Source organism: Bartonella sp. TT110JLCBS (assembly GCF_042193405.1).
In the GTDB taxonomy this organism is placed as follows: domain Bacteria; phylum Pseudomonadota; class Alphaproteobacteria; order Rhizobiales; family Rhizobiaceae; genus Bartonella.
In genome coordinates this window covers 1-10,550 of the sequence record NZ_JBHILT010000025.1, presented here as the reverse complement: position 1 = coordinate 10,550, position 10,550 = coordinate 1, and the positions used below count along the sequence as shown (strand labels likewise).

Here is a 10,550-nt window from a genome sequence, read left to right as displayed (position 1 = left end):
CCAACTCAATGATTGATCATCTCAAATTGCGATTTTGAGCAGAAAAGAAAAAGAGGCTTTAAATGATCTTTGAAAGGCCTTTGAAGACCCTTTGAGAACCCCTTAAAAACTCTTTGAAAAAAATAAATTGGTACAAAACCTAGTGGCAAAATATACAAAAACCGCTGGCAAGCTACAGAGGGGGTAGGAATGCTATATTTATATAAAATCAATAGATTATATAGAAGTTCGGGAATTTTGATTCCGTTGATTCTTTTAACTTATTTTCTGCCTATCCCGAACCTTTTTAGAGCTTATTCTCGATCATTTAGTTCTAAATTTATCTTTTATTTTCTCTTCTTTCAGATATTAAGAAAGATGGCTGTGAGAGAAGGAATTGTGTTAGAGATCTGCTAAGGTTATTGTGTTTCAAAGGTTGCTTTTTAACACCTTTTGAACTATATTACCACCTTATTGTAAGGTAGGAGTATAGTCATGGCTACAACTGTTAAACTGTCTGATGATCTCATTAATGAGGCTAAGCGTTACGCGTCTGTTTATAGCCGCTCGGTTCCTAAGCAAATTGAATATTGGTCGCGTATGGGCAAAATAGCCGAAGAAAATCCAGCTCTCTCCTTTCAATTTATTCAAGCAATCTTACTTGGACAACAAGAAAATGCAGATGGCGATGTAACAGCATTCGAATTTGGCTGAATCTATGCAAGTTTTACAAACCCATTCATTTAAAAAAACTGTCAAAAAACCGCATGCCAACCAAAAAAAAGATCTAGACCAAGCTGTTCGCGTCATTATGAAAACGCCCACCATTGGTCAAGCCAAAACAGGTGATCTTTCTGGTTTTTTTGTCTATAAATTTAAAATGGCCAAGCAATTGACGCTGCTTGCTTACAGCTATGAAGATCACACGATTACTTTGACCTTGTTAGCACTTGGCTCTCATGAAAATTTTTACCGAGATCTTAAAGCATAATATATTTTACAACTTGATAGAGGCACACAGCATTAATTTTACTAAAGTTCTCCAGTGCTAAAGGTATTAAACCAAAATTTATAGATATGATCAAGCTATATTGGGCACCTAATTGCGGCATAATATTTTTAGCTAAACCGATTGGAGGACTTTGCAGCAAAGGAGTACTGCACTCATCTGCTATTACATACCTATAACTTGAGTTAAAAACAAAGCTCTTCCGTACACCCCAACAAATGGCTTTGTCATGATAGAACTTTACTAGATTAGAGGTAAGTCAGTAGCATCTGTTATAAATTTAACGCTTCGCACTTTCCTCGGTAAATTCAAGCCGCAAAATACTAAATACAACTAAGTCCTATAGCTCAATGCGCACATAATCATGCATGGTGTTTCTACGCTCAACAAGTTACACCTCAGTTCTCTTGCGCAAATACGAATAAGAAGGGTTTAATTTGCTAATTTTAGCTCAGTCTTAAGTACAACGTCTGGAAAGGCTACACGTGCCTGCTGCATCAACGTAATATTAATGCCATAGAAAAATCCCTTACTATCTGCTATAGCTTCATAAGGATTGCCTATAATGTAAAAAATGAAAAATAATATAAAATAAATTTACAAAAATGATTGACTAGGATATTAAAGCACGATAACGATTCATGCAATGCAAATCCGCAAGAGGAGATAAGGTATTGCATTTTAATTGAAGGTTTAGTCTTTAAGGAAAGTAAAAGCCTTATCCAACTAAGGCTCCGTGGGGAGGGGGCCATTACATGCAAGAACAAACATTTGTAAATTATAAGAAAAATGCTTATGAATTGGGCGTGGAGCGTTTACGCTCTATGGAATTGGTCGAGACCCCTTCAATTCTTGAAGAAATGGCCGATGTTGCCCCTGATCTCGCAAAATTCATCATCTCTTTTGTGTATGGAGAAATTTATGAGCGACCTCACTTAACAAGCCGTATTCGGCAGCTTGCCACCGTTGCCATCTTTGCAACTCTCGGTAATGCAAGACGGCAACTCAAATTCCACCTTACCAGTGCTCTTAATTTTGGGTGTAGTCCTGCTGAGCTGATTGAAGTAATGATACAGTTGGCACTTTATGCAGGGTTTCCAGCAGCCTTAAATAGTGTTTTTGCTGCAAAAGAGGTCTTTGATGAAAAGCAACTAGACTTCATATCTAGTTGCAGCTCGCCATTAGTATGCGAGGATCGCTACGAATCTGGACTGAAGGCACTAGAACATATTGATGGCCCCGATGGACAAATGATTATTAAGACACTGGGTAGCATTGCTCCAGACTTAGCTCGTTTTGTTGTTGAGTTTGGGTTTGGTGATATCTACACACGGCCTATCCTCAACTTCTTTGAACGGGAAATTATAACGGTGGCAGCGTTAGGAACGTTAGGAACTGCGATTCCACAGCTGAAGCTGCATATACAGGGTCTGCTTAATGTAGGTGGCACGCCCGAACAGGTGATTGAATTAGCAATTCACATTGCTCCTTATGCAGGCTTTCCTGCAGCGATTAATGTCGTTGAAATTGCTAAAGAAGTTTTTGCCTCACGCAAGGAGACATAGAGAAATTTATTTGCCAGCAACATCATTATTATCAAAAGCGTGATACTTACGAATTTAATTTTTTTTGAAGGGAGAAATTAATAATGAGCCTTGCGTATGCATTCTTCGATGTAGATGGCACCCTTATTCGGAGCAAGAGTATGCTCGCTTTCCACGATTTCTGGTATAAATCTTGGCTAGGTTTTTCAACCAACGCTCACCAAGAGGAATATGCAGATACTACTGCTATTTTACGTGCACACCATGATAACCAGAGTCCGCGCAGCGTAATAAACCGTCGCTTTTATGAATTTTTTGCCGGACGTGCTGTAGCAGAAGTAACAAGATGTGCAGAAACTTGGGCAAAGCGCGCGTTGATTAATCCTACTTTCTTAATCCAAGAAGTAGTAACAGAACTAAAATCCCATCATAGCCAAAAAATTGAGCCGGTCTTAGTATCCGGCTCTTTTATAGAAATTCTAGCCCCCATTGCAGAACATCTAGGTGTACCTTACATCTTGGCCACAAAACTATTGCATGATGGGCAAAAATATAATGGCCGTTTCGTCCCTCCGCAAACGATCGGCGTTGGAAAAGCGCTTGCGATTCAGGATTTTATTGAAAAACATGGTGGTGACCTTAAGAACTGCTGGGCCTACGGTGATGATATTTCCGATGAGCATATGCTGAAGCTTGTAGGTCATCCTGTCGCTGTTATTGGCGATCCTTTGCTTGAGGCGTATGCTCACAAGCATGGTTGGCGCTGTTTAAATCTACCTAAAGAATCACAAACTCTAGCATTCTCCTCTAAAAAGGTATTTCCTTTTAATGAGACGTCTTTACATGAAATATCAGTTCTTTAGTTATTCAACCTAATCACAATAAACTTTAAGGCTATCTTATTATTTAAACAATTTAATAATACTCAATACATTAAACATAATACAGTAATACATAATGCATGGCTAAAAATAAACTAGCTGAATATTAATGATTACAACTTCAGGTATAGAAAATGCTAAACGAAATGATAAAAAACACGACCGGAATTTACTCACAACAACAGAAACGTATTTTAGTCACAGGAGGCGCTCGCGGCATCGGTAAAGCAATTGTTCTAAACTTATTGAAAAATGGTCATAAGGTAGCAAGTGCAGACATCATTGACATAGAACTACCAACCTCCATCGATACGGCAAGCTTATGTAAATTGATTGTTGATATCCGCGATAAAGAAGCCATTGACTCTTCTGTCCATAAGGTTATCTCAGAATTTGGTGGTCTTGATGTCTTAGTTAATGTAGCAGGCATTTGTTATAGTGGCGATCCAGAAACAATTGATGCTCAAGAATGTGCTGAAACATTTGATGTGAATATTAAAGGAATGTTCTATATAACAGCTGCTACTTTACCCTATCTAAAAAAGGAAATTCGCGCCGATATTATAAATATTTCATCCATATGGGGTGTAGAATACAATCCTTCTTTAATTTCCTATTCTTCTTCTAAATTTTCTGTAGAGGGCTATACTGGTGGGTTGCGCTTATAGGGAATGCCACAAAATATTCGTGTTTGTTCAATCCAAGTTGATAAAGTTAATACGGATTTTCGTCGCAATTTTAAAGGATTCCCAGAGATACCTCCAGAGAATCTTGCCAAAATGCTTCACCCAGATGACATTGCTTCCGCGGTCAACTTTATTCTTTCCTCATCTAATACCGCACAAATTTCTTCTATACGTCTCGATGCTCCACTTTGGTATCAAGTATAAGGATCTATCCAATGAAAATCACGCCCAGAATAGCTCTTGTCTTAACCCTCGTAGGAACCTTTTTTTGGGGTTCCAATTTCCAAGCCACTAAGATAGCTTTAACGACTGTTTCTCCATGGACAGCTTCTTTTGAGCGGTTTCTCATTGCCGTAATCGCCATATTTTTAATTATGATTTTCAAAGAAGGCTTGCGGTGGCATGTTTTATCGCAAAATTTTATTTCTTATATTTTCCTAGGGATTATCGGTGTGGCAGGGTTTAATGGCGCTTTATTTGTTGGCTTGCAAACGTCAAATCCCATAACAGCCTCCCTCATCATGGCGACAACCCCTATTAGTGCTAATATTATTGAAGCTATCATGAATAAATCTTTCCCAACCTGTGAGAGGGTTATAGGGATGCTCATTAGTATGTTCGGGGTCTATTTAGTCATAACAAATGGGAGATTTTTGTCTAACCATGTTTCCTTTGCCAAAGGAGATATTATGATTCTTTTAGGTTCCATTGGTTGGGCGTTCTATACCGTGGGCACGCGGTCATTTGTCAAGAACGCAACCCCGCTTGAAACAACAAGCTGGACGATGCTCTCTGGCACCGTCGCCCTTGGCGTCCTAACCTTTTTATTCGAATCCCCTCTTCAAGAAACGATGTCTATGTCCGGCGCTAGTTTATTCGCACTCCTTTGGATGGGGGTTGCAGGATCAGTTTTAGCCTACCTATTTTGGAATATTGGAATAGCGATCCGAGGTCCGGGTAAGACGGCGATATTTTTCAATTTTGTACCTATTTCAGCCTTATTGGTGCAAATCCTGTTCGGCTTCATCCCTCAAATCATGCAAATCATAGGCGTTTTTGTTACGATTTTTGGAGTTCTAATCGGACAAGGCTATATATTCAGCTTACTAGGATCTAGAAAAGCCGTTCCCAATGCGCATAAAGAGTAATATACTTTTTAAGATGAATGGAAATTGGCGTGTTATTTTTCGCTTTATCGGAACAGATGTGGAGCTTGTTGATTATCAAGATTACCATTGATGAAAGGAATGAAAACAAATGACGCATAACCCCGCCCATTCTAGTGAAGTTCTAAAAGTAGCTTTTTTAGAAGAAATGGGGATAACAATACAAAAATTAGCGTATCATCTTCATATAACAAAATACGTATTTATTGTCAAATAATATTTTATCTTTTTTGATATTTTTTCTTATTTTTTAAATACGTTGTGTATTGATAATATCTTATGCTTATTAATTGCTTCTTTTATATTTATGTGCTTTTAAAGATATATTGTAGGTTTTATGAAACGATTGCGTTATTTTCTGAATCTATATATTTATAATATTTAGAAACGCTCTCATAATGCGTATTTTTAGCTTTATAAACTATCATTTTTTTACTAAATGAATTTTAAATTTTTTGTGAATTTTGTTTATAAGGGGCTCTAATTTAAACAACCTTAATAGCACCGCGCTCTTATAACAAATGCTTTCATTTGCATTTTTGCTTTCTCTATAGCTGTTATGTTCTTTATAGCCATGGCATCATTTTTCATTTTCATAAGAGAAACGATAAATAGGATAATTGTGATTTATTGTCTGTTATGAAAATATCTCAATAGAAACTGATCATTATAGAGATTAGCAAAATCCCTTTTAATAGACTTTTGTCAGTTGTGTCAGTTCTTTTTAGACCCTATACTATTTTTTTAAAATGATAAAAAATTAAAAGCATTATATTTCAATATGTTAGTCTTTTTAAGATACAACTTATATAGATAACACAACCTTAAATACAATTAATAATATATATTTGTCAGTTATCTGTCAGTAAATTGAACTGACAAAAGTGATTATTTTAGTGTGTCATTAAAACGTGTCTTATGAAAAGCGTATGAAAGTAAAAACTGATTACGTTATTAAAATCCCTTTTATGAATTTTAATCAGTTCTTTTGAATAGATAACCTTATGATTTAGAGAATGATTACAACGTGCTTTATAAAAATCATGTGATCCTTTAAAGCTTTTCAAAAGATATCTTGTAACTCATAAGAGATGCTATCAAGATCTTTATAGTTATGAGTTTTGGGGGTGCTTTTTGTACGTATTATTTTATTTTTTTAATCCAAAATAAAAATCATTATATTTCAATATGTTAATGTTTTAAATAAACAACCTATATTAAATACAATCAGTAAATACAATCTATAATATACATTTAAAGGGGTTTTGTAGGGGTTTTGGGGGTTTTAAGAACCTACAAAACCTATAAGCAAAATGAATATACATAACTCTCTTTAAACAAAGCTTTTGAAAACAATAAAGCTATCATTTTAGATTACGGTATAATCTTTTAAAGGCAATGTAAAAAAATCTAATTCTATTTAAGAGTGGGTTTCTTAAAAGTCTTAAAGCAATCCAAATAAGAGTATTTAAAAGTGCAAATGATTTCTTTTTAGAATAACGCATATAAATACTCCTTTTAAAGATTGTATGTAAGCAATTTATAAAAGTGATATAGAACCTATAGGTATAAGACCTTATACCCCTTGTGAGGTTAATATGCCTATCATGTGAGCATGCTTTATAAGTTATTTGGTTTCTCTTATTTCTAATTTTGGTAAGTTCTTAACAATTTTCATTGTTTCTAAACTTACAGTGATAACCCTTTGAAACAAATCCAATGGATAAGCAGGGTTGCCAATGGTTTCAACAGCATAGTGATTGGCATCATTCACAATACCACTCTTTTTATCTGTTTTTACACATTGACGCCCCATAACCGATTCAAGAGAGATATCTGTCATGATGATATTGCTATTATAAATAACAGTTGATTTATTCTTTTCCTTACTATCCTTAATTTTTGCAAATTTCATTTCAGTCACATAATAGAATTTTTCGAGATTAGAGATTTCTGTCTGTTTTGGATTACCCTTTTTAAAGGTCACAGGATAAGGCTCTACAGTTTCATAATTCACGTGCAAATGCCCCAGTTTACGCCCTACTGTCACAAATTTCCAAAAATCATCAGCATTCTTTACACACGGGATACGCGGCAATTTTTTAGAGAGGTTATTGACATAACGAGTGCGATAATCTTCTGAATGCAAAAGACCGTAAACATAATAAAACAGATCATCTTTAGTGTTTTTTCATTAGGATAAGCGGCTTTTAAATATGCTAATCCTTCATTAGTTATAGCATTACGCATTTTCTTTTTTTCTTATTTTAGTAATAAGCTATCGTCATACTATTTTTCTTATCAAGCGATAATAATGGAGTGTTTCTTGTTGTCTCTAATATGTAACAGTTCCAATAAATTTGGTATATTCTATGAATAAGAGTCTTTACTTGAAGCTCAAGATTATATTACATGCAACACCTTAAAATTAAGAAGCATATAGAGTGTATGATTGTCATTTAACAGTGTAATTGTAAAATCTTCGCAAGCGGGGGAAATGATATGGTTTGCACAACACATAAAGCAGGTGTATACAGTACAGTCTATGCTTTTCTCTCAGATGTTATAAGTATTATTCTCATCAAACAATTAAAAAATTGTTACGCGGTTGGCGATTTTTTCTGTGACGCTGATGATATGGTTCATTTGGTTGCTCATTTTGAGGACACAATGAATGCATAGATTTTTTTTCACTTTTATTTTTGCGGCTTTTTTGTGCCTTTTTTCGTTGCCGAGTTTTGCCCAAAACATTCGTGAGAAAGCGATTAATCAATCAGAGAGCATCCAACGACAACAAACGCAACAACAACGTTTTCAGCAATTACACCGTAGAAACGAAACCCGTGGGGTATTTTTGCCAGATGATGATACCACATCTGCCTATGGTGCTTCGTCTGGTACAACCTGTTTGCTGATCAAAAGCATTGAATTTGTTGATGCTCAGTTGATTTCTCATACCGACCTTCATGAAGCCATTTCTCTTTGGGAAGGACGGTGTTTGGGGATTGCCGAAATCAATAAAGTGCTCAAAGCGGTGACCAAGCTTTATATGAAGCGCGGCTATATTGCGGTGCGGGCTTATTTGCCTGAGCAGGATTTAAGCGGCGGTCATCTCAAGATTGTTGTTGTTGAAGGTGTGATGGAAGATATTACCCTTGATGGGCATAAAGTTGGAAGGAAATCTCAAGGAGAAATCACCACGGCTTTTCCAAACCTTATTGGGAAGCCGACCAATCTGCGCCAGATAGAGCAAGGGCTTGATCAAATCAATCGGCTTTTCTCACGCCAAGCCACCATTAATCTTGGTGCGGGGAGCAATTCGGGTGGTTCGATACTCGATGTTCATATTGAAAAACAGAAACCTTGGCTTATTACGCTTTCCAGCGATAATCTTGGCGCTAAAGCAACAGGACTTTATCAGACGCGCTTGAGCCTTTCTTTTGATGATCTGTTAGGGATCAATGATCAATGGTCGTTTAGCTATCAGCGTTCTATGGATGGTAGTCCGTATCATTTTTCTCACAAGCGTCCCAATAGTGATACTCTAACGGGATCATTTTCTCTTCCCTATGGCACTTGGACAACTGGTTTTGATGGGACGTGGAGCCAATATCATTCGAGTGTTAAGGGAATATTTTCCGATATTATGACTGCGGGTAAGTCTTTATCGCTTACACCGTGGATTTCACGGGTTATCGACCGTGATCAAGAGGGAAAGACCTGGGTTACAGGACGGTTGACATGGAAATATTCTGATAATTTTATTATGGGCAGTCGGGTTGATGTTTCCAGCCGTAAACTAGCTATTGCAACCTTTGAGCTTGATCATTCGCGCAAGTGGCTTGGAGGAGAATTAAGCGCACATATAGGGTTTCATAAAGGGTTGGCAATTCTTGGCGCTTATGACGATAAAGAGCAAGAGAATACAACAAAAAATTCACCCAAAGGGCAATTTTCCAAATTATCTTTTTCCCTAGGCTACGTGCGTCCTTTTTCGCTCAAACAATATAACTTTCGCTATAACACGCTGTTTTCAGGACAATTATCACCCGACACGTTGTTTAGTTCAGAGCAAATATCGCTTGGTGGTAGTTCCTCTGTGCGTGGGGTGCGTGAGGCGATTTATTACGGCAATAATGGGGCGTTTTGGCGCAATGAATTGTCGCTGTTGTTGCCAGGTTTTTCTTCGAGAATGGGGCGTAAATTTATGAGCCAATTTGCCCCTTATATGGCGCTTGATCTGGGGGCCGTGGCCAATAATGTAAACAAAAACAGTTTTGGCGGGAGCCTCGTTGGGGCAACTCTTGGTTTCCATGCAACCGGAGACATTACGGATATTGATGTATCTTATTCGAATATTTTAACCCAATCGACAGTGCGAGAAAAGGGAAATTCGACAGGGTTATTTCAAGTACGGGCATTATTGAGATTTTAGAGCAAAGGGGCGGTAAAAATATCGCTGCGCTGTTTACATCCCTTTGGGTTGTTTTTTTAAGAGATAAAGAATTTTATGAGGAGCTGAAGATGCGGGGATTGAAAAATCAAAAGCATAAATTGGGATATGGATACAAGCGAGGAAAGCGCGTTCTTTGTGTTTTGCAGCGAGGGATCCATAAGGGGCTTTCACTGGTTTTAAGTTTTTGCTTAGCTTTTCAGCCTTTGTTGTTGCAAGCACAAGCGCTTGGAGCGCGAAGTCCTGTTGCACAAGAGAGCCAAGGGATTAAAGCAGCTGATGGGGTTGGCTCTGTTTTCCGCCCCACGGTGGGGAAAGCCGGCAATGATGTGCCGCTGATTGATATTGTGCGCCCCAATGGACAGGGTCTTTCTCATAACAAATATGACAGTTTCAATGTTGATACCCATGGCGTGATTTTGAACAATTCGACTGAGGAAGTCTCGCGTTCACAGCTTGGGGGATTGGTGCCAGGCAACGGCAATTTGCGTTATAGCGGTGCAGCAAAGGTTATCCTTAATGAAGTGGTAAGTGCCAATCGCTCGCGTCTTGAAGGCGTGAGCGAAGTCCACGGGCATATGGCGGATGTTATTATCGCCAACCCCAATGGGATTACCTGTAACGGTTGTGGCTTTATCAATACTCCACGGGTGACTTTATCGACCGGACAACCGATCATTGGAGCCGATGGGGCTTTGAGTGGGTTGCGTGTTGAGGGTGGTGATATCACCATAGGCGCTCGTGGAGCTGATGGAAGTGCATTAGATATTTTTGATCTTGTTTCGCGCAAGATCAGTGTCGGGGGTCCCATACAGGTCAAAGGAGATTTGGC

Annotated in this window: 10 protein-coding genes and 3 pseudogenes; 12 read left to right on the top strand and 1 reads right to left on the bottom strand. The window is 37.8% G+C overall.

The annotated features are described in order from the left end of the window. The first annotated feature begins 474 nt into the window (after positions 1-474). The 9 genes and pseudogenes from ACFILW_RS08270 to ACFILW_RS08230 form a co-directional block, all read left to right on the top strand. The gene (locus ACFILW_RS08270) at positions 475-693 is read left to right on the top strand and encodes a TA system antitoxin ParD family protein (RefSeq protein ID WP_375685518.1); all 219 of its coding nucleotides are present in this window, start codon (positions 475-477) and stop codon (positions 691-693) included. Continuing rightward, positions 686-970, top strand: coding sequence for a type II toxin-antitoxin system RelE/ParE family toxin (locus ACFILW_RS08265; RefSeq protein WP_375685517.1), 285 nt, complete (start codon positions 686-688; stop codon positions 968-970). The genes ACFILW_RS08270 and ACFILW_RS08265 overlap by 8 nt, the downstream gene beginning before the upstream one ends. Positions 971-1,743: 773 nt before the next feature. Next, entirely contained in the window at positions 1,744-2,553 is an 810-nt protein-coding gene (locus tag ACFILW_RS08260) for a carboxymuconolactone decarboxylase family protein (RefSeq protein ID WP_375646673.1), read from the top strand. 83 nt (positions 2,554-2,636) lie between these two features. Further along, complete coding sequence (locus ACFILW_RS08255; protein ID WP_254492176.1) at positions 2,637-3,395, top strand: HAD family phosphatase; 759 nt, start codon at positions 2,637-2,639, stop codon at positions 3,393-3,395. A 152-nt stretch (positions 3,396-3,547) separates the two neighbouring features. Beyond that, positions 3,548-4,081: an SDR family oxidoreductase gene (locus ACFILW_RS08250; protein ID WP_375685516.1), complete on the top strand. Its 534-nt coding sequence runs from the start codon at positions 3,548-3,550 to the stop codon at positions 4,079-4,081. 3 nt (positions 4,082-4,084) lie between these two features. Then, a complete protein-coding gene (locus ACFILW_RS08245; RefSeq protein WP_375624020.1) occupies positions 4,085-4,303 on the top strand; it encodes a hypothetical protein in 219 nt (72 codons plus the stop codon). A gap of 11 nt (positions 4,304-4,314) precedes the next feature. After that, positions 4,315-5,247, top strand: coding sequence for a DMT family transporter (locus ACFILW_RS08240; protein WP_144755783.1), 933 nt, complete (start codon positions 4,315-4,317; stop codon positions 5,245-5,247). 13 nt (positions 5,248-5,260) lie between these two features. Further along, positions 5,261-5,338, top strand: a pseudogene (locus ACFILW_RS08235) (Killer protein); the annotation flags it as partial. 18 nt (positions 5,339-5,356) lie between these two features. Then, a pseudogene (locus tag ACFILW_RS08230) lies at positions 5,357-5,461 on the top strand (transcriptional regulator); the annotation flags it as partial. A gap of 1,431 nt (positions 5,462-6,892) precedes the next feature. Here ACFILW_RS08230 and ACFILW_RS08225 read toward each other — a convergent pair. Continuing rightward, a pseudogene (locus ACFILW_RS08225) lies at positions 6,893-7,512 on the bottom strand (type ISP restriction/modification enzyme); the annotation flags it as partial. Positions 7,513-7,767: 255 nt separating this feature from the next. Between ACFILW_RS08225 and ACFILW_RS08220 the strand changes: the two are divergent. The 3 genes from ACFILW_RS08220 to ACFILW_RS08210 form a co-directional block, all read left to right on the top strand. Further along, positions 7,768-7,947: a hypothetical protein gene (locus ACFILW_RS08220; RefSeq protein ID WP_375685515.1), complete on the top strand. Its 180-nt coding sequence runs from the start codon at positions 7,768-7,770 to the stop codon at positions 7,945-7,947. After that, positions 7,940-9,700: a ShlB/FhaC/HecB family hemolysin secretion/activation protein gene (locus ACFILW_RS08215; RefSeq protein ID WP_375685514.1), complete on the top strand. Its 1,761-nt coding sequence runs from the start codon at positions 7,940-7,942 to the stop codon at positions 9,698-9,700. The genes ACFILW_RS08220 and ACFILW_RS08215 overlap by 8 nt, the downstream gene beginning before the upstream one ends. Before the next feature lie 89 nt (positions 9,701-9,789). Beyond that, positions 9,790-10,550 (top strand): filamentous hemagglutinin N-terminal domain-containing protein (locus ACFILW_RS08210; protein WP_375685513.1); only part of this gene is annotated, 761 nt, incomplete at its 3' end.

Bases quoted from the DNA above. Each gene is read 5' to 3' on its own strand.
- ACFILW_RS08220 (WP_375685515.1), top strand. From the start codon at position 7,768: ATGGTTTGCACAACACATAAAGCAGGTGTATACAGTACAGTCTATGCT.
- ACFILW_RS08240 (WP_144755783.1), top strand. From the start codon at position 4,315: ATGAAAATCACGCCCAGAATAGCTCTTGTCTTAACCCTCGTAGGAACC.
- ACFILW_RS08255 (WP_254492176.1), top strand. From the start codon at position 2,637: ATGAGCCTTGCGTATGCATTCTTCGATGTAGATGGCACCCTTATTCGG.
- ACFILW_RS08250 (WP_375685516.1), top strand. From the start codon at position 3,548: ATGCTAAACGAAATGATAAAAAACACGACCGGAATTTACTCACAACAA.
- ACFILW_RS08215 (WP_375685514.1), top strand. From the start codon at position 7,940: ATGCATAGATTTTTTTTCACTTTTATTTTTGCGGCTTTTTTGTGCCTT.
- ACFILW_RS08245 (WP_375624020.1), top strand. From the start codon at position 4,085: ATGCCACAAAATATTCGTGTTTGTTCAATCCAAGTTGATAAAGTTAAT.
- ACFILW_RS08260 (WP_375646673.1), top strand. From the start codon at position 1,744: ATGCAAGAACAAACATTTGTAAATTATAAGAAAAATGCTTATGAATTG.
- ACFILW_RS08270 (WP_375685518.1), top strand. From the start codon at position 475: ATGGCTACAACTGTTAAACTGTCTGATGATCTCATTAATGAGGCTAAG.